The sequence below is a fragment of the Vibrio sp. THAF190c genome, assembly GCF_009363355.1.
Classification (GTDB): domain Bacteria; phylum Pseudomonadota; class Gammaproteobacteria; order Enterobacterales; family Vibrionaceae; genus Vibrio; species Vibrio fortis_A.
Window position 1 is genome coordinate 373841 of sequence record NZ_CP045340.1, and the last position, 20386, is coordinate 394226.

The 20386-nt window shown below is 43.5% G+C and carries 17 protein-coding genes; 9 read left to right on the forward strand and 8 right to left on the reverse strand.

The window, feature by feature from the left end:
• The first annotated feature begins 52 nt into the window (after positions 1–52).
• The 6 genes from FIV04_RS24480 (at position 53) to FIV04_RS24505 (ending at position 5913) form a co-directional block, all read left to right on the forward strand.
• Entirely contained in the window at positions 53–607 is a 555-nt protein-coding gene (locus tag FIV04_RS24480; protein WP_152471003.1) for an adenylate kinase, read from the forward strand.
• Positions 608–665: 58 nt separating this feature from the next.
• Positions 666–1112 carry a GNAT family N-acetyltransferase gene (locus FIV04_RS24485; RefSeq protein ID WP_152471004.1) on the forward strand — a complete coding sequence of 149 codons (447 nt, stop codon included), beginning with the start codon at positions 666–668 and terminating at the stop codon, positions 1110–1112.
• Between the two features lie 48 nt (positions 1113–1160).
• The gene (locus FIV04_RS24490) at positions 1161–1637 is read left to right on the forward strand and encodes a GrpB family protein (protein ID WP_152471005.1); all 477 of its coding nucleotides are present in this window, start codon (positions 1161–1163) and stop codon (positions 1635–1637) included.
• A 144-nt stretch (positions 1638–1781) separates the two neighbouring features.
• The gene (locus FIV04_RS24495; protein ID WP_150897539.1) at positions 1782–1973 is read left to right on the forward strand and encodes a hypothetical protein; all 192 of its coding nucleotides are present in this window, start codon (positions 1782–1784) and stop codon (positions 1971–1973) included.
• Positions 1974–2040: 67 nt separating this feature from the next.
• On the forward strand, positions 2041–2538 hold the full coding sequence (locus FIV04_RS24500) for a DUF2867 domain-containing protein (RefSeq protein WP_152471006.1): 498 nt from the start codon (positions 2041–2043) through the stop codon (positions 2536–2538).
• Positions 2539–2790: 252 nt separating this feature from the next.
• A complete protein-coding gene (locus FIV04_RS24505; RefSeq protein WP_152471007.1) occupies positions 2791–5913 on the forward strand; it encodes an HD domain-containing phosphohydrolase in 3123 nt (1040 codons plus the stop codon).
• Positions 5914–6009: 96 nt separating this feature from the next.
• On the opposite strand, the gene FIV04_RS24510 is transcribed toward FIV04_RS24505, so the two are convergent.
• Positions 6010–9192: an efflux RND transporter permease subunit gene (locus tag FIV04_RS24510; RefSeq protein WP_152471008.1), complete on the reverse strand. Its 3183-nt coding sequence runs from the start codon at positions 9190–9192 to the stop codon at positions 6010–6012.
• Positions 9193–9205: 13 nt separating this feature from the next.
• Positions 9206–10432, reverse strand: a complete 1227-nt coding sequence (locus FIV04_RS24515) for an efflux RND transporter periplasmic adaptor subunit (RefSeq protein ID WP_152471009.1) — start codon at positions 10430–10432, stop codon at positions 9206–9208.
• A gap of 160 nt (positions 10433–10592) precedes the next feature.
• On the opposite strand from FIV04_RS24515, the gene FIV04_RS24520 reads away from it, so the two are divergent.
• Positions 10593–11201, forward strand: a complete 609-nt coding sequence (locus FIV04_RS24520) for a TetR/AcrR family transcriptional regulator (RefSeq protein ID WP_152471010.1) — start codon at positions 10593–10595, stop codon at positions 11199–11201.
• Between the two features lie 31 nt (positions 11202–11232).
• Here FIV04_RS24520 and FIV04_RS24525 read toward each other — a convergent pair whose 3' ends face one another.
• The 3 genes from FIV04_RS24525 to FIV04_RS24535 all read right to left on the reverse strand — a co-directional run bounded on the left by FIV04_RS24525 (position 11233) and on the right by FIV04_RS24535 (position 13823).
• Entirely contained in the window at positions 11233–12384 is a 1152-nt protein-coding gene (locus FIV04_RS24525) for a tyrosine-type recombinase/integrase (protein ID WP_152471011.1), read from the reverse strand.
• A 150-nt stretch (positions 12385–12534) separates the two neighbouring features.
• The gene (locus tag FIV04_RS24530; RefSeq protein ID WP_152471012.1) at positions 12535–12981 is read right to left on the reverse strand and encodes a GNAT family N-acetyltransferase; all 447 of its coding nucleotides are present in this window, start codon (positions 12979–12981) and stop codon (positions 12535–12537) included.
• Positions 12982–13016: 35 nt separating this feature from the next.
• Positions 13017–13823 (reverse strand): sulfite exporter TauE/SafE family protein, encoded by an 807-nt coding sequence (locus tag FIV04_RS24535; RefSeq protein ID WP_152471013.1) that lies wholly within the window; start codon positions 13821–13823, stop codon positions 13017–13019.
• 346 nt (positions 13824–14169) lie between these two features.
• Here FIV04_RS24535 and FIV04_RS24540 point away from each other — a divergent pair, with 346 nt between their 5' ends.
• Together FIV04_RS24540 and FIV04_RS24545 are read left to right on the forward strand one after the other, a co-directional pair.
• Complete coding sequence (locus FIV04_RS24540; RefSeq protein WP_152471014.1) at positions 14170–15147, forward strand: DUF1852 domain-containing protein; 978 nt, start codon at positions 14170–14172, stop codon at positions 15145–15147.
• 18 nt (positions 15148–15165) lie between these two features.
• Positions 15166–16200: a methionine synthase gene (locus FIV04_RS24545; RefSeq protein WP_152471015.1), complete on the forward strand. Its 1035-nt coding sequence runs from the start codon at positions 15166–15168 to the stop codon at positions 16198–16200.
• Between the two features lie 1117 nt (positions 16201–17317).
• Here the strand turns inward: FIV04_RS24545 and FIV04_RS27040 are convergent.
• From FIV04_RS27040 to FIV04_RS24555, 3 genes are all read right to left on the reverse strand, one after another.
• The gene (locus tag FIV04_RS27040) at positions 17318–17524 is read right to left on the reverse strand and encodes a hypothetical protein (RefSeq protein WP_172974326.1); all 207 of its coding nucleotides are present in this window, start codon (positions 17522–17524) and stop codon (positions 17318–17320) included.
• A 141-nt stretch (positions 17525–17665) separates the two neighbouring features.
• Complete coding sequence (locus FIV04_RS24550) at positions 17666–19018, reverse strand: ISNCY family transposase (RefSeq protein ID WP_152471151.1); 1353 nt, start codon at positions 19016–19018, stop codon at positions 17666–17668.
• A gap of 364 nt (positions 19019–19382) precedes the next feature.
• Positions 19383–20255, reverse strand: coding sequence for a PhzF family phenazine biosynthesis protein (locus tag FIV04_RS24555; RefSeq protein WP_152471016.1), 873 nt, complete (start codon positions 20253–20255; stop codon positions 19383–19385).
• Positions 20256–20386 lie beyond the last annotated feature (131 nt).

The following is a 20386-nucleotide window of genomic DNA, read 5'->3' on the forward strand; positions in this document are numbered from 1 at the left end:
TCTTGTATGTGACTAAGGTGCTGTTTACTCACGCTTAAAAATAGGTCGGACGATGAAAAGAATCAATGTAATAGGTACTAGCGGTAGTGGGAAAAGTACTTTCAGCCTCAAGCTCGCAAATGAGCTAAAGTGCCCTTATTTGGAGATGGATGAGATCTTCTGGAAGCCCAATTGGCAAGAGCCTTCAGATGAAGAGTTTTTTGAGAACTTGATTGAGAAGTTAAGTGGCGAATGTTGGGTTCTAGATGGTAACTACACTCGAACGTCTGAAATCAAATGGAGTAGAGCCGATACCATCATTTGGGTTGATTACTCTTTTCAAAGAACAGTATTCCAAGCCGTGAAAAGGGCTTTGACCCGCATTGTGACCAAGCAGGAATTATGGGGCAAAGCGGGTAATGTTGAATCGTTTAAAAAATCTTTCCTCAGTAAAGACTCAATCATTCTTTGGACACTGAAAACGTACAAGAAAAATCGAGTTCGTTACACCGAATTGTTCAATGACCCGAAATACAGTCATATCGAGTTTATTAGGATAACAAGTCCTCAAAATGCGGATACATTTATAAACGAGTTGCGTGTACAACAAGAGCTGCGACGACAATAGACGGGTCAGTACGACTTATCGCCTAGAAGGCCTTTAGTTGTCCAAAAGGAAAAATTACATGGAAGTGATCATTGGAACGTCTCCTGAGATTATCGAACAAGCTCAGGCTATACGATTTCAGGTGTTTAGTGTTGAGCAGAGTATTCCGAATGAACTGGATTTAGATGGTCTAGACAATACTTCAGTTCATGCTTTAGTTATGGACGCCAACCAAGCGATAGCGACAGCACGACTACTCATTAAACCCGATGGTTCGTCGGTTATGGCGCGAGTTGCCGTGTTAAAAGCTTACCGAGGACAAGGTATCGCGTCAGAAGTTGTGAAAGCGTTGGTTAACTATGCTGAGCAGCAAGGTGTTGAGTCAATTGAAATTCATGCGCACAGCTACTTAAGAAACTATTATGAAAAATTTGGCTTTATCTTCGTACAGGAAGTTGAGATTGTAGGTGAACACCAACTAATAGAAATGCGTTATCAACTGGCTCGCATGTTTAAAACAAGTTAGGAGTGTTTCTCAGCACTTCAAATCATATAATCGTTTCTTGGAGAACGTATGAAGTTTTACAAAGCAGAGAAATATCAGCCCGCTTGCAAGGATATGTTTTTTAAGTATGCACGTGAAATAGCGGCTTTACTTCCAGATGCTGTGATAGAACATGTTGGAGCGTCTTCAATTCCTAATGCTGTCTCTAAAGGTGATCTTGACATATTGGTTGGTGTTGACGGTAACGAATTGGAGAGAGCGGTAAAACTACTTTCCAACTTAGGCTTTAAAGAAAAAACCGATACGTTGAGAACACCAGAGTTATGCATGCTTGAAAGTTATTCAGGTGAGGATGTTGCTTTTCAAGTAGTCGCACATGGACCTGAGTTTGAGATGTTTGTGAGCTTTAGAAACCAACTTCGTCAAAACCCTGAGTTGGTTCAACAGTATAATGAACTAAAAATGTCTTGTGAGGGGTGGTTTCATGATGACTATCGCCGAAAAAAATCAGCATTTGTAGAATGCGTACTCGGGCAAAAAAAGTAATTTGATCTGATTCGCAAGGCTTACTATTTCTCCCTTTTGATCGCGCTAAATGCTTCGAGTTGATGTTAACGTGTATTCCATGACGCGGGCTTTATTGGGCTGGTGGAGTGAGTTCCAGTCCAATAGTAAGTTTAAGGTGGAAAAGTGAATATTGTTCTTGTTATAGCTACCGTTGTTTTGGCTAAGTTTATCGGTTCTCAGTTCGGGTTTAGTTATCAACTGTTCTCTGACCCGTTCAGTTTCAAGTATGCCATTATCGATTTAAGCTTGTTTATTGTGGCAGGAACGATGGTTAGCTTCTTTTATAATCAAGCAAAGCGCCTTTTTAATATCTAAAGTTGGAACTTCGTTTCTTTACAGCGTTGTTCGAGACCTAAATTAGCTTTCTGTTCAAGGATGAGATATGGAAATCCCTCAAAACTCAGCGCTGTTTAGTTATGCGAAAGGCTCATATTTCGCAGATAGCTTTTCTTGTGAAGTACCCGACAAGGGCCAAACTGCCCTCGATGTTTACCTTGAAATAGCGAAACAAACACCCGCTTGGATTTCCTTCTTGATGGCGATGAGAAATAGGGTCGTGTCGATGTTTGGATTAAAGCACTTAGGTCGGCTACAAGATGCAGCAATGGATATAGAGCCAGATAACCTTAAGGTCGGCGATCGCCTTGGTATTTTTACGCTGGTAAGCAATACAGATAATGAGATCGTGCTGGAAGATAGTGACAAGCATCTGGATGTGAGAGTGTCATTTTTGTTGGATCTTCAAAGGGAGAAGGTGACCGTGCATGCAACGACTGTAGTTCACGTACACAACCGTTGGGGTAAAGCGTACATGTTCTTCGTGGCTCCAGTGCATAAGATCATTGTCCCTAGCTCTCTGAAAACGTTAGAGCAGACATAACAACCGAGGCTACGTAGCCTGATGGATAGTCTTTTCTACACAGAAACCATTTTCTATTAATCCGATAAACTAATTGATTCGTATAAACCAGTTGGTCTTTCGTACAATCTAAACTATGTGCTCCATACTGTGCATATTGAGGCCATAATAAGTCTATTCGTGTTACAGATTTGGTGCTCTGCCGACATGATAAACGTGGCCTTTGTAGGATTAGGTTGGATTCGATTCATAGTGGAATGGCGGAATATAGACATGGAAAAGAGAACGCATCGTCGCATCTCATTGAGAGTTGTTTTGGGCCTAATGTTCGTATTTTGCGCTTTTACGACGGCAGGCGTCGCTATTTCTCTACAATACTACTTCGCCAGTCAGACAGAACTAAAACACACTTTAACGCGTTATCAGACGATTGCGTCCGGTATCTCCGATTATTTTTCAAACCTTCAAAATGTCGCTGAGAACGTGGCGCGAAGTGGTGGTCAACTTGTTACGCTCATTGGCACAGACGTTCCTACGGAGAACATTGCGCTGCCCTTATCTAAGTTGTTACTAAGAGATCCAAGCCTTCATAGCATTTTCGTTGCTCAATCGAATAACGACTTTTTACAAATCATTCATTTGGAGTCTGCTGATATAAGAGAAAGAGTGGGCGCCAACGAAAATGACAAGTGGTTGGTCATTGTTCATCAAGGTGAGGGTAGGGAGCGTACTAAAACATCCACCTTTTACGACCAATCATTCAAACCAAGTCAAAGCGAAAAAGAGTACAGCAACTTTCTTCCTACCCAGCGTAGCTGGTATAAAAATGCGAATTCAGAGCGGATCTATAATACCTCCCCATACCTTTTCAACACATTAAAACTTACCGGTGAGACCTTTTCGTTCAAAGTCAGTGGTAGCGATGTTGTCGTCGGTGTCGATGTTTTATTGTCATCCTTGGAATCTCGTTTAACCAATCGTTTTGTTGAAAACAAAAGGCAACCACAAGCACAGGCTTTTGTTTTCAGACGTGACGGCCGCCTGATCGCAACGAATCAAGCGATCGAAATTGATGACAGCATCCCGCTTGTTAGTCCTATCCCACTTTCTGAAGAGCAGCAGCGTTTGGTAGAAAGAACGCCAGAGTTAAAAGTATCGAATCAGCATGATTGGGCACCATTGGACTATACGGTAGGAGGGCGCCCAAATGGTTTTGCAATCGATCTGTTTAGAGTCATTTCCGAGATGACAGGGTTGAAATTTAAGTTTGTAAATGACGGCTCTTGGGATGACCTGGTTACTGATTTTGACGTAGGAAATATTGATATTCTCCACTCACTATCAGATCCCTCCAACTTTGACCAAACTAGTGTGGTTGGTGACTCATTGTACCGAGTTAACTTTGCACTTTTGATGAACAGCGATAACAACGAACTTGAGACGTTTGAAGATATTACCGACAAGCGAATTGGGATACTGAGAGGTTGGAGCATACAAGACAATATCGAGCAGGTGCATCCGAATTTACGCTTCACTTCATACTCTTCGTTACACACGGCCATTGACGATCTCCAACAGGGTCGGATCGATGCGGTGTTGGACCTCAAGCAGGTACTGCTTTCCAAAATTCGTGAGAAGTTTCGCGAGAACCTTAAGGTGATACCTATCGAATCTCCAATCCTGTCACGGGAAATATATTTTGCGGTAAGGGATGAATATCGCGATGTGGTTGATATCATCAATCTAGCTATTGCTTCATTCAGTGACGAACACAGACAAGAGCTCAAAGATAAATGGTTCTCTTCAAAAGCTGTTCAGTCCACCCACACGTTCTTGCCTTATCCTGAGCTTCTCGATTTAACGAGCACTTTGTCCCAGCGAGGAACGGTAGAGCTTGTAACGATCAACGGTATTGAAAAGTATCTCTATACCTCGGAGCTAACCTACAAAGATGAGCGTTATTTTGCTGTGCTCGTTCCTAAGTCTTACATCATGGCCGGCGTTCGAGAGACAACGTGGTATTCCGTGGGCGGCTCATTTTTTGTGTTGCTGCTGCTGATTCCACTAGCGTGGGCGATGGCAGCACCGATTGCCAACCCAATTAACCTACTTCGCCAACAAGTCAGATTCGTTCGCAATCGTCAATACGATAAGGTGCAACGGGTTCATAGTCGCATTGAAGAAATTCACCAATTAGGTCTATCGGTAACGAGAGGTAGTAATTCGCTGAAACATTTTGAAGAGCAACAGAACTTGTTTTTCGAATCGATGATCCAATTGATCGCGCGTGCGATCGATGAAAAATCGCCGTATACAGCAGGCCACTGTAATCGCGTACCTGAGATAGCCTTGATGCTCTCTGAAGCGGCTGAGCAATCGAATCACGGCTCGCTCGCCTGCTTTAAGTTTGAAAACGATGAAGAAAGACGTGAGTTTCGAATTGCTGCTTGGTTGCATGATTGCGGCAAGATAGCGACGCCGGAGTATGTGGTCGATAAGGGGAGTAAGCTAGAAACAAACTACAACCGTATTCATGAAGTACGGATGCGCTTTGAAGTGCTGTGGCGAGATGCGCAGATCGAATACCTTTTATCACGTCTAGACCAAGAGATCGATTTAGAACATGTATTACATTCTGAGTTGCAAGAGCTTCGTGAAAAGTTTGCTTTTGTGGCCAATGCGAATGTTGGTAAAGAGTTTATGTCTGACGAAGACGTAGAGCGCATCCAGCAGCTTGCCGAAACTCAATGGACTCGCTATTTCGATTCAGGGCTTGGATTGTCGCCGCTTGAAGAGACAAGACATCAACCACAACCAACACCGGCTAAAGAAAAACTGCTCACGGATCGTTTGGAACATGTGATTGAGAGAGACCATCCATTTGTGAATCTCGCAGAGTATGGCATCAACATGAAGGTTCCTGAAAAGCTGTATAACCACGGTGAGTTGTACAACCTTTCGATTAGACGCGGGACATTGACTAACGAAGAGCGTTTTAAAATCAATGAGCATATGATCAGTGGCATCAAAATGCTCGAGAGTATCCCATTCCCACCTGAATTGGCGCGTGTTGCAAGATATGCGACGACCCACCATGAGACTTTAAAGGGGACTGGCTATCCACGCGGTTTGGATGAAAGTGAACTATCGATTCCAGAAAGAATACTGGTTGTGGCTGATATATTCGAGGCGTTGACCGCCTCAGATAGACCATACAAAAAAGCCAAACCATTGAGTGAAGCGATCAGCATCCTTTCTAAAATGGCGGAGAATGAACATATCGATAAAGAGATTTTTCACCTACTGTTAACCAGTGGTGTTTATCGCAACTATGCAGAGCGGTATTTATCGCCAGAGTTAATGGACGTCGACGATATTCAACAGTTTCTAGACTGAGCAAAAAATAACGGCTGGAATGGTTGTTGAATCCTTAACGAAAAAAAGCAGCCCCAAATAGCACGGGCTGCCTTTCTAATCACTCAAAATAAAGGATTAGACAGTGGATTCGTTAATCGGCTCTAGTGCAACTTGCTCTGTGTTGTCACTTTCCTCTTTAGGAGTACGTTTAGCCAATACGTAGTAGAACAGTGGCGTGAGTAGCAGACCGAATATGGTTACACCAATCATGCCAGAGAACACAGCGATACCCATTGCTTGTCTCATTTCGGCACCGGCACCGGTAGAGAACACCATTGGAACCACACCCATGATGAAGGCAATCGACGTCATCAAGATTGGGCGAAGACGTAAGCGTGATGCTTCAAGAACAGCCTCCATCACAGTGCGACCTTTATCTTGCAACTCTTTCGCAAATTCCACGATTAGGATGGCGTTTTTAGTTGCCAAGCCAACCAATACGATTAGACCAATTTGAGTGAAGATATTGTTATCGCTACCCCATAGAATCACGCCGCTGATCGCTGATAGAAGCGTCATAGGAATGATTAAGATGATTGCCATCGGAAGACGTACACTTTCGTATTGCGCAGCAAGTACAAGGAACACCAACAAGATAACCAGTGGGTAGATCAACATAGCTGTATCACCGGCCAACTTCTGTTGGTAGGTCAGCTCTGTCCATTCGTAAGTCATACCAATCGGTAGTGTCTCTGCAAGGATCTGCTCAATCGCCGCTTGCGCTTCACCTGAGCTGAAACCTGGCATAGGGCTACCATTGATTTCTGCTGTGGTGTAAGCGTTGTAATGCATCACACGATCAGGACCAGCACTGTAATTCACATCAACAAACGCGCCCAAAGGAATCATTTCACCGTTCGCATTTCGAACCTCTAGCTGGCGAATCTGCTCTGGTGTTTGACGGAACTCTTCGTCGGCCTGAACGTTCACTTGGTATGTACGACCAAAGCGGTTGATATCATTGACGTAAGTGCTCCCCATATACGATTGTAGAGTAGAGAAAACATCGTCTAATGATAGGTCTTGCTTGAGCGCTTTTGTACGGTCAACATCCAGGTCTAACTGTGGAACATTAACTTGATAGCTTGAGAACACACCAGTTAGTGCCGGGTGCGCCCATGCTTTCATGATCACTTGTTGAGTGACACCGTATAGTGCTTCGTAGCCGTGGTTCGCTCTATCTTGGATCTGCAAACGGAAACCACCAATCGTACCCAGACCTTGAACCGGTGGTGGTGGGAAGATCGCGATGAATGCATCAGGGATAGAAGCAAATTTTTGGTTCAGCTGACCTGCAATCGCATTTGCGCTAAGACTAGGATCTTGACGTTCGTCGAAATCAGCCAACGGAGTAAATACGATGCCGCTATTTGGACTATTGGTGAACCCGTTAATGCTCAGACCTGGGAATGCCACGGAGTGCTCAACGCCTGGTTGTGCCAAAGCAATCTCAGACATCTCACGAATCACTGCATCGGTACGCTCAAGTGAAGCCGCGTCTGGTAATTGTGCGAACGCAACCAAGTACTGCTTATCTTGACCTGGTACATACCCCGTAGGAGTCTGATCGAATTGGTAAGCCGTTAAGCCAAGCAGGCCAACATACATCACACCAATCAGTGCGCCAAGTCGAATGCTCTTCTTCACCGCGTAACCGTAAGCGATAGAACCTTTGTTAAATAGCTTATTGAATGGGGTAAATACGAAGCGTCCGAACAAACCATCCATTGCACGAGTGAGCCAATCTTTTGGTTGGTCGTGACCACGTAACAGTAGGGCAGAAAGAGCCGGACTCAAAGTCAGCGAGTTAATAGCTGAAATGAAGGTCGAGATGGTAATGGTCAACGCAAATTGTTTATAGAACTGACCCGTTAAGCCAGACATAAACGCAGTCGGGATGAATACCGCAGCGAGCACCAAGGTAGTCGCAACAATTGGGCCTGTAACCTCTCGCATCGCTTTTTCTGTCGCCGCAATAGGAGCAAGACCTTCTTCGATGTTTCGCTCGACGTTTTCGACCACCACGATCGCATCATCAACCACGATACCGATAGCAAGTACTAGACCAAACAGTGACAGAGCATTTAAAGAGAAGCCCATCAAGTACATGAAAGCGAATGTACCGACTAGCGAAACTGGAACCGCAACCAATGGGATGATCGATGCGCGCCAAGTTTGCAAGAACAGAACAACAACTAGTACAACAAGTAATACCGCTTCAAGCAGTGTTTGCACTACCGCTTCAATAGAACCACGAACAAATACCGTTGGGTCGTAAACAATCTCGTAGCTCACACCTTGAGGGAAGCTAGCTGACAGCTCTTCCATTTTCGCTCTTACGTCATCAGAGATCTGAATCGCGTTTGAACCAGAAGCTTGGAAGATTGGAATGGCAACGGCGTCTTGGTTATCAAGTAGTGAACGAAGTGAGTAGGTTTCGGCACCTAATTCAATACGAGCGACATCCTTCAAACGGTTGATCTGACCATCTTCACCAACCTTGATGATGATGTTCTCGAACTCTTCAACCTCGCTTAAACGTCCTTTGACATTAATAAGCAGTTGGAAGTCTGACGAACCACTTGGTTGAGCACCAAGGCTACCTGCTGCAGCTTGTTGGTTCTGCTCGCGAATCGCAGAAATCACTTCACTAGGATTGAGGTCTAGGCTTGCGACCTTGTTTGGATCAAGCCAAATACGCATACTGTATTCGCCACCACCAAACAGGCGAACGGCACCCACACCTTCGATTCGGGCAAGTTTATCTTTAACGTTAAGCGCTGCATAGTTCGCAAGATAAAGTAGGTCATAACGCTCATCAGGCGACACCAAGTGAACGACCATGGTTAAGTCTGGTGATGACTTTTCCGTCACAACACCAAGTCGTTGAACAGTTTCAGGCAAACGAGGTAGGGCACGATCAACACGGCTTTGAACTAGGGTTTGCGCTTTGTCCACGTCGGCACCAATGGCGAAGGTGACGGTTAACGTCATCACACCATCTGAAGTCGCTTGAGAAGACATATACAGCATGTCTTCTACGCCGTTAATCTCTTCTTCGAGAGGAGACGCGACGGTATCCGCAATAACTTTCGGGTTCGCGCCTGGGTAAGTTGCTGTTACAACGACAGTCGGAGGAACAACTTCAGGGTATTCAGTGATAGGCAGTTGCCATACAGACAATGCACCACCAATGAATATGAGTATCGACAGCACGGATGCAAAGATCGGCCGACGAATAAAGAACTGAGAAAACATTGCAACGGTTCCTTTATTGCTTCACTTGCAGAGTCAGTAGTTCACTGCGCTGCTGGTCTCGTAATGCTTGTTGCTGGCGAATATTGGCAAGGGTGTTTTCATCAGCCATTGCAACTTCATCAGGGGTAACAGGCATGTTGGCACGAACGCGTTGTAAGCCATTAACGACAATCTTTTCGTCGCCTTTTAGGCCATCCAATACAATGCGCAGGCCGTTAAGGCCTTCACCAAGAGAGATTGCTCGGTATTGGACAATATTGTCATCGCCTAAAACTAAGACATACTTGTTATTCAGGTCGGTACCAATCGCTTTGTTATCAATCAACACACCTTGGTAGCTATCTGAACCCGCGATACGCATCTTCGCGAACATACCCGGTAGAAATTTCTTATCCGCGTTATCAAAAACGGCACGAACTTGGATGGTTCCCGTTGCTTCGTCAATCGCATTGTCTACAAAGTCGATGTAACCGATATGAGGGAAATCGGTATCGTTAGCTAACGACATTTGGACGACATTTTCAATTTCACCATCCGCTGAGATGAGGTTATTAATCTTTTGATATTTAAGGAAACTACGCTCATCAATGTCGAAATAAGCGTACATTTTCGAAGTAGATACCAGTGACGTAAGAACGGTTTGACCCGTAGTTACATAGTTACCTTTGGTCACTTCTGCGAAAGAAACTTTGCCTGCAATCGGCGCGCGAACCAGAGTGAATTCAAGGTCTAGTTCTGCTTTTGCCAAAGCAGCTTTAAGAGCTGAAACACTTGCAACACTGCGCTGTTGATCCGCAAAACGTGCATCAACGGTCTCTTGTGAAATCGCTTTGGTTTTGCTTAGTCTTTGTGCACGTTCATAATCTTTGATTGCTTGATTCAAGCTTGTTTGAGCACTGCTAAGTTCCGCTTTCAAACGGTTAACTTCAGCAACAAACAAACGATTGTCGATTGAGAAAAGCACGTCTCCAGCTTCTACGAGATGGCCTTCGCGGAAGTGAACACGGTCTACGTAACCCGACACACGAGGCATCACGGTGACGGTTTGAGGTGATTCTAATCGACCAGTGTATTGATCAAGCTCGGTAACCTGTTCTACAAGCACTTGTGCCACTTCAACCGTTGGTGGTGGCGGCGCTGATGCTGGTGCTTCGGCGCGTGAATCTTGACATCCAGACAACACCAATGGCGCTGCAATTGAGATTAGTAGAAGAGGCGTTCTAAGGTGTTTGCCTACCATCTCGCTATCCTTATGTTAGTTTTGTACCGATCGGTATAATAATCCTGGCTTTTGATATTGATCAAGTAAAATTTATAGAATGAATGGTTACAACATATGGACAACGTATGCCTGCCGCATTACCATTTAGGGGATTGAACGAATAAGTGGTAGTTAGATTATGGTAGTCGGTACAGCAGGTCGACCACGCAGTTTTGACCAAGAAAAGGCGTTAGAAGAAGCGTTAAAAGTGTTTTGGGAACAAGGGTTTGAGGGAACATCTCTTTCTGACTTGACCAAGGCGATGGGCATCAATAAACCCAGCATGTATTCCGCCTTTGGCAATAAAGAACAACTGTTTCTTAAAGCGGTCGAAATGTATAAAGCCCGTGAATCAGAATATTTTTATCATGCATTAGAACAGTCTGACATACGTAAGGTGATCACGGACATCATCATTGGGTGTGCAGAAGCACATAGCTGTAAAGATAAACCAAAAGGTTGTTTGATGATCCAGGGCGCTTTAGCATGTAGCACTGATGCTAGCCCGATAAAACAGGCGATGATGGACTGTCGAAAAGAGATGGGTGACATACTACTAACAAGATTCACAAAGGCTCAAAATGAAGGCCAATTAATTGAATCTGCTGATCCACAAGTGATGACGCATTTCATGGCCACTTTTCTCAATGGCTTGTCAGTTCACTCTATGGATGATGTGTCACCAGAGATGATTATTGCTGTGGCGGAACTCGGAATAAAAGACTTACACGCATTCTGCGTAAGCTGATGTTTTAATTAAATGTTAAAGGGATGCGTTTTTAACCCTGGAGCATGAGGTTTGGACTGTCTTGGTTATTCAAACCTCTCAAATAGCGCAGTACCATTTCATTGCTTTTCCAATCACCAAGTTGAATGAGCTGGGTTAAATTTAAACCTGCATGATAACCATCTTGTAATGCACCGACACGGCTAGAGTGCCCACTCCATATGTTTCGATGCGCCTCTGTTGATGTGACAACGTCACCCAGATCGACGAGCAGATCGTGGGCGCGCTGATAAATGCGGTCGATAGTCATGCCCGACATTGGAGTTTGACGATAGCCTGCTGGCCTTGCTCCTTTTACGGTTAACCAACAAAAGATAAAATCATCTGCATCCAGCGGCTGGCAATAGGTTTGAACATAGCGTTTTACAATCGCTGAAAATCGGCCTGTTAATCGCTTCGGTTCAGGGCTTATTGTGGTTTTAGATGTAACACGTTCGATGTTAATGTCGCCATTTTCAAGAAACTTAATGTGTTTTTTGCGTATTTTACCAATTTCGCCCTCACGAAGTAGGGTGCCATAGGCAACGGTCAGAACAGCAAGATCTCGATAAGGTACAGCCCTTTTTTCATTGCCCCACAGATCCATCAATCGCAGCAAATGGTGCTTTCGAAACGGTTTAGCTTGCAGTTCGATAACTTGCGAGCCCGTAATTTCCATCTCATCTTTTGGCAATGATTTAAAGAAGGTGGCGATAGCAGGTAGTTTAGTGACGTCGTCCGTATTCATGATTTTGTGGAACAGACTGAGCTGCGCTCGATATTGCTTAAGCGTATTGATCTTCACATCGAATTCTAGCTTAAGCGATTTGAACCAAGTTAATAGGACAGGGGCGTATATAGGAAAGCTATAAACGTTTTGGTCTTTACAGTACTCATCCCATTTACGAACAACGAACGCCAACATTTTTAAAGTGTGAATACTCAACCCGCCACGGTTTTCTTCGAACTCGTCTAAGTGCTTTCGCACGAGAGATAACTCAGTCCAATTCGGATCAAAACTCTCGTTAAGGTTCGGAAAGTTAAGTTTAAAGCGACTAAGCTTCTCTTTTTGTTTTTCCCACTGCTGGACAGTTTCTTTATGAGAACGTTCAGGTGACAGCGTCACTTGGCTTTGTCGTTGAGTAGGTAAGTTCGAGTTCGTCATAGTGGCTATGTTAACAAACGAGTGTGATATAACTGTAATTATATCACACTATGTAATTAGGGCGACGATCGACATAAAAAACTCCGTCAAACGAGGTGAGTTTCGCCTAGTAATTAGACAATGAGCCGAAATGGTAGGTTGAGATGATGATCAGAGATTAATATACAGCCTCAGCATGTCTTTATGCTGGATACCATTTTCAAATATTGGGTCTCTGTAATTGATGAGGAAATAGTCTTTAGATACCGAATCAACGCGAAAACCCAATCTTTGGTAATACGTTAATTGATAGCCAAAGGTACCCGTTCCTAGTTCTACGCGAGTGATACCTTTGTTTGGCAACTCTGCAAGCACCGACTTTAAAAGTTTTGTACCGATACCAAGACGTTGGTGACTGGGCAGTACTGAGACATTAAAAATCTCAACAGTGGTAGAAGTGAGTGGTTTAGCAATACAAGCTCCTAGTACTTCATTATTATCACAAGCAATAAAACACCAAGAATCATATAGATACGAGGAAATACTCACTTCGGATGGATCCGCTTCTAGCAGCAAATCAAAAGGAACCTTGCTAGGTTCGGTTTCTTTAAATTCCAAGAAGAGCTCCTCGTATACAGCTAAAACTTAAGGCACTAATTAAACGCCATGTTTGCGGCCATCACAACCAAAAGTACTGCAAAAATTTTCTTAATCGTTGCGACAGGAAGATGGTTAGTCGCCTTTGCTCCCCATGGTGCAGTGAACCATGACGTCGAAACAATGCCAAGCAAGGCAGGCACGTAAACAAATCCGGCAAAACCATCATTCAATGAAAAGTAGGGAAGGCCAGAGCTCACGTAACCGACAGACCCAAACAGCGCGATGATGATCCCACATGCCGATGCACAACCGATCGCCTTTTTGACGTTAACTGAAAAGAAAGACAACAAAGGAACCAAAAGAGCACCGCCACCGATACCGATCATCGCAGACAACGCACCAGTAATAGTGGTAAGAACTGTCAGCACACCTTTATTAGGTAAGGTACGTTCAGGTGCATTGTCGCTTTTGCTACTTAGGAACATTTTAACCGCGATAAGAAATACACTCACTGCGAAAATGGTTCTAACGACTTGGTCTGGCAATTGCGCAGCCATAAAGCCACTGATCAGTGCGCCCGATGCAACCCCGACCATAATCCAGGGTGCGATATCCCACGGCACATTACCATTTTTATGGTGAGCGATAGCAGAAGAAGTCGAAGTAAAGAGTATAGACGCTAAAGAAGTTGCAATAGCCACGACCACGACTTGCTCAGATGGCAGAACGCCAAACTGCAGCAATATAATGCTTAAGATTGGGACGATGACTAGACCACCGCCAATACCCAATAGCCCAGCTAAGAAACCAACGCCGCTACCTAACACAGCACAACACAATATCAGTACTATTTCACTCACCCTTAATCTCCTTTTAATTGTTAGGGTTTGCATTCCATATAAAGCAAATCATCAAACGGATAAAGTAATATAACTGAGTAGCACATCAATGCCACCCTATAACTACATGAATATTTCTCATAATCAATGTGAAGGATTACCACTGTTTTTCGAACCTGGATTCGAGCTATAAAATAGATTCTTCTCTAAATCTAGCGAAACAATTACAGTTATATTGGCATTTGAAGTTATTCAATTATTAAATAGAGCTGTGGTGACTAATGACTGGGACTATAAAAATAATCCAGAAAGCCTAGAGAGAGTAAGGAAATAAGCTTTCAACTCAGGAAATAGGATACCGCTCAACATGACTACTGATTTTAACTTTACGATTAAAAGCATCGGACTTGATGAAAATTACCACCCTTCAGACAGCACGCGCATTACAACTAACTTTGCAAACTTAGCGCGTGGTGAAAACCGTCAGAGAAATCTTCGTAACGCATTGAACATGATTAATAATAATTTCAATGCTTTAGCAAGCTGGGACAACCCAAATCGAGACCGCTATTCTGTTGAACTGGAGATCGTGTCTGTCGATATCGACATTGAAGGCAAAGGTGAAAACTTCCCATCTATCGAGGTATTGAAAACTAACATTGTCGATCACGCGACCAATGAACGCATTGAAGGTGTAGTAGGTAATAACTTCTCTTCATACGTGCGAGATTACGATTTTAGTGTTTTATTGTTAGAGCATAATAAAGATAAACCTGGCTTCAGCGTTCCTGATAATTTCGGTGAACTACACGGCAATTTATTCAAATCGTTCATTAAGTCTGACACATACAAAGCGAACTTTAAAAAGCTACCTGTTATCTGCTTAAGCGTATCAGACAATAAAATATACCAACGCACAGACAACCAACACCCAGTTTTAGGTTTCGAATATCAACCAAACGAATCATCTTTAACTGAGCAATACTTTAAGAAAATGGGCCTAGAAGTGCGTTACTTCATGCCGCCAAATAGTGTTGCTCCGTTGGCATTCTACTTCTTTGGCGACCTGCTTAACGACTACTCCAACCTAGAACTGATCAGCACAATTAGTACAATGGAAACTTTCCAAAAGATTTACCGCCCAGAAATCTACAATGCGAATGCGGTTGCTGGTAATCGTTACCAACCAAACTTGAAGAACTCAGATCACTCACTAACACAAATCGTGTACGACCGTGAAGAACGTAGCAAGCTAGCAATCAAGCAAGGTAAATTCGCTGAAGAGCACTTTATCAAACCGTTCCAACACACGTTAGACCAATGGTCTGCAAGCTTCGCTGTTTAAGGTTAGGGGATTGTACATATGTCAAAATTACTACCAACTTCTACCGCAGGCAGCCTACCAAAACCTTCATGGCTCGCTGAACCTGAAAAGTTATGGTCACCGTGGAAGTTACAAGGTAACGAGCTAATCGATGGTAAACAAGACGCCTTACGGGTGTCATTGCAATCTCAAGAACTTGCTGGCGTCGACATCGTCAGTGACGGTGAGCAAACACGACAGCACTTTGTGACGACTTTCATCGAGCACTTGAGTGGCGTTGATTTCGAAAACAGAAAAACCGTTAAAATCCGTGACCGCTATGACGCGAGTGTTCCTACAGTCGTAGGTCCAGTGTCACGTCAAAAACCTGTTTTTGTTGAAGATGCGAAATTCTTACGCTCGCAAACAAAACAACCGATTAAGTGGGCGCTTCCTGGCCCAATGACGATGATCGACACGCTTTACGATGACCATTACAAGAGCCGTGAAAAGTTGGCGTGGGAATTCGCTAAAATCCTCAACCAAGAAGCAAAAGAACTAGAAGCAGCTGGTGTCGACATCATCCAGTTTGACGAACCGGCGTTTAACGTATTCTTCGATGAGGTTAATGATTGGGGCATCGCATGCTTAGAGCGTGCTATCGAAGGCCTTAAGTGTGAAACTGCTGTCCACATCTGTTACGGCTACGGCATTAAAGCGAACACCGATTGGAAGAAAACATTAGGCTCTGAATGGCGCCAATACGAAGAGGTATTTCCAAAGTTACAGAAGTCGAAGATCGACATTATCTCTCTGGAATGTCACAACTCACATGTTCCTGTAGAGCTGCTTGAGCTGATTCGCGGCAAAAAAGTCATGGTCGGTGCAATTGATGTTGCGACCAATGAAATTGAGACGCCAGAAGAAGTCGCAGAAACTCTAAGAACTGCGCTCAAATACGTCGACGCAGATAAGCTATACCCATGTACTAACTGTGGTATGGCGCCATTATCACGCAGTGTCGCCAATGCCAAGTTAGACGCCTTAAGCGCTGGAGCCGCCATCGTTCGAAAAGAACTTGAAGCTGGTGATTAATATCAAAACTCTATGAATAACGGGACTTGAGAAAGTCCCGTTTTTAGTTTGTATGGAATGAAAGCTTACATATAGATCACAGCGCATTTTAAATTGCCCCAACGCTCAAGTAAACAAAAGCCATCTTTATTACTTCTCAAATATCCCCTGAGCAATCCAAACCGGAACCTGAGTCAACTCGCAAATACAAGCCTTATACGGTCTTAAAGTTCGTTTGGCGCATCATTGGGACGCTGCATCAAAATGCAAATTAACCAACCGAAATTCAATCTGAATTCTGAGCTAAATATTCATTAGAGGGTAGGTGAGAACAGCCAGCTCTCACCCAATCAATTCCCGCATCATGGGGGACACCCCCGACCGCTCGGCCCCAGCCACCCGTCATCCCCCGCTCAAAAATAACATTGTCCACTTGACAAGATTATTTTCGAACTATAAATTCAGGCGAAGCCCTTTATAAATTTCTAAAGTTTAGAAGTGTAAAAATTTCTAAATCTTAAAGAAGGGTCTCAAATATTTTTTCTGCTAAAATCGTTTGATTTAATGATTTTTACTAAAAAAAACATGACCTCTCTGGCCAATTCGTGGCCAATTCGTGGCCAATTCGTGGCCAGTTCATGGCCAAATGATGGCCATCTACAAGCATCCTCACACTAGAATATTATTCGTATTAAACCCTGTAAAATCCCAAATGGCCGTAAAATGGCCGTAAAATGGCCACAGAATGGCCGCAGAATGGCCAGTCACTTAACCACTAATTTGTATCGAATGGCTTCAAATTGGTGCAGAACTGCCTGAATCACATGTATAGCTTCAGAAGTAGAAAGTACGTAATATTTTTCGAGCCTTGTCTAAGTATCAAATAACTCACTGGAATATTTATGCTAAAAAATGCATCAATATTCACCTCGTACTTTGTGTAGGTTCGGCTATATTAACCGTTATGGTATTGGCATAAGATAGATTCTAGGCTTGTGTCTAGAATATGGAGTCCAAAGTCCGTCAGCGATCATCCATTGTCGGACAGTCTTAAGTGACACTGAGACGTCATGGAGTTCTTGAAGTTTTTCGTGGGCTAGTGTTGGTCCGAAATCAGAATAGTACTGATGAATGAGTTCTAATGCTTGCAGCTTGACGCTTTCATTGACACGATTTGAAGACGGTTTGCCTCGATTTCCATGCGCGAGAGAAGCTGCGCCTTGTTGAATGAAACGAGTAATGAGCCGTTACTTAAATCCAATAACTTTAAAGCGTCGCGTCGGCTTAGGTTATGGTGTGCGACATCTTGGATTATCGTCAGTCTTTGTAATTCACGGTCGTTCATAGTGATTAGCATCCTCAAACCTCAAAGGAAATGTAGGACATTTTCGCTTTGTTATAACAAACTGTGTTAATTCAAGTTTGAAATGTCCTGTTGTCCACCCAGATTAAAATGTCCTTATTTCAAGTTCTCTATGTGAAGAGGTTAGGATTTCCGACTTGATCCTTTATGTTTTTCAGGTTCATGTAGGACAGGGTTGATGGCTCGAAGTTTCTCTTGTAAAGCCCGTCGTTGGGCTCGTCGTTTTGGCGCTTTTTTACTTCGTGTTCGTTGCTGTTGGGCTTCGAATTCTTCTTGTTTCTTCTGGGCGAATTTCAACACCTGACCAAGACGCTTATTATCGACGATTTGTGTTTGTTGAACTTGTTCGAGCTTGTCGAAGGTTTTGAAACTAAGTTTTCGATGGTCATAAACAATGGCAATCTCGCCGTTTGGATAATCTAAAACCTTGACGTGTTCATGAGCTAAACGACTATTTTCTTCCGTTGGTTCAATGAGATAAACAACTTTGTCGTATTGAAATGTGAGTGACTTTGAGAGTTTGCGTGTTTCTTGCCAGCTGAAGATATCTTCCAGGTCTCGTTCGGATTCTCGTACTTTACGATGCATGTCTTTAGGAAACTTGGCGGGTTTGGCAAAGCGACGGTTAAAGTCATCGATGAAGTAGGGAAGCCATGCATTGGCTTCTTCGATGGTGTTGATGCGTTGTAAACGCATTTCTTTCACTAGGCGGTTTTGCAGTGTCAGATTCGCTCGTTCTACACGACCTTTAGCTTGGGAGCTATTCGCACAGATGAGCTCAATACCGAGATCATGCAATACTCGGCCATATTGCGTTTGGCCAACTTGTTTGTGTTTTTCTTGATTGACCCGAAATATCGAGTGTTTATCGCTGTAAAATGCGACTGGCTTACCATGCTCATTTAGGTATTCGCGGGTTGCCAACATGTAATCAAACGCCGATTCGGTCTCACTAAATCGCAGGTTCATCAAACGGCCCGTTGCATCATCGATGAAGACCAGTAGGCAACATTTATCGCTGCGGCCTTCAAACCAATCATGGTGTGAACCATCGATTTGGATGAGCTCACCGAGACAATCACGGCGATAGCGAGGCTGATAAATTCTAGGCTTGCGCCTAGAATATGGAGTCCAAAGTCCGTCAGCGATCATCCATTGTCGGAGAGTTTCTTTAGAAACAATCAGATTATGGTGCTCAGAGAGTTTTTCAAGCGCAAACGTGGGTGAAAAATCGAAGTATTGTTCACGTACAATCCCTAATACTTCAGCTCGAAAGTTATCATTATAGCGTCGGTTGCTTGGGCGACCGCGGGCTGCATGTGCCAAGCTTTTAGCACCATAAGTTGCTAACTGGTTCAACAGTCGTCTGACATGTCGAGTCGAGACATTTAAAATTTCTGCAGCGTCGACTTGTCGTAAGCGTTTTTCTTGTACATCCGTTAGAACTTTGAATCGATTTATCTCGTGCTCACTCATAGCAATTAACATCAGTTTAGGTCCTCAAAGCCAAGCAACACTTTAAGCTTAGGAGGACATTTTAAAGTTGCTCAAACCGGACATTACTATATTGCTCTTACAAACTGACTGCGTATTAGATACATTATGTTAAATTTATACTTTTAATATCTAAGTCTACAAAATCCTGTAACTAAGCCAGTCTTCTGCTCATTTTGATGGCTCCGAATTTAGCTCGTTTAGTTCTCTAACTTATTAAAATTTAACAATAAGTCGATTTACCATAAAATAGATAATAACCATAAATGTTGTTGTTCGGCGAATGCTGGGCATTCTTGAACAGCAACATTTTTACGTTATCTATCTGAGCAAGATTTCGTGATGTTTAGTCTTGTAGACTTACAATCTTTGAGCCTATGACATTCGCGACACCGCCAACCTTAACTCGTTGAACACCATGTTCGTTTGATTCTACTGAAGCAAAGATCTGCGACAAGGCACCCATGGCGCGGCCTTGTTCAAAGACAAATGAGCGTGAATGTTCGGCCGCAAAATACTTATCTAGATAACAAGCAAGTGCGCCGCTCGCGCTGCCCGTTGCAGACTCTTCTGAAATACCAAACAAAGGCGCAAAGTTTCGACAGCTTGCGGTTACTTCGGTGCCATCAGACAGCTCAAAGACATGAGCGCCAACTAGTTCGTGCTCTTTAGAGAACTCAATCAACTTGGCTTCGTCGATATTTACTTTATCGAGATATCCTTTAGGTACTTGGATAATAAGGTCAGGTAAACCGGTCGATACCACCTGTACCGGCAAGTCTAAAGAATCCAACACGTTTTCATCGATGCCAATTAAACCAAACACTTCGAAATTAGAAAAAGTACGCCCAAACGTTGGTAAAGCCTGCTCCATGGTGACCTCACCGAGGACGTTGACCGATACAGGTAATACCCCTGCTTTGGTTCTCTGACGATATTGACCGTCAGTGATAAAACCTTTCTGATGTAATACAGAAAATGTCGCCAACGTCGCGTGACCACAAAAATCTACCTCACCAGTAGTCGTAAAGAAAGAGACTTCAAAGTCTACTTCTTCATCGCTACTTACAAACGCCGTCTCTGAGTAACCAATAATCTGAGCGATGTGTAGCTTGTCTGCATCGTTGAGACGATCAGCATTTAGAACGACACCCGCTGGGTTTCCTCCGCTTCCATCCTTGGTAAATGCGTTAACTAAGAATACCTCTATGTTTTCCATCAATCCTAAACACCTCGTTTTGTCTTTGACGACTAACTTAATGGCATAGTTAAGTTAGTGCAAATTCGCTGTTTAATTACAAACTTGTGACAATTTTAGGTATGTTCTGATATAAATTCACCGCTCTGAAT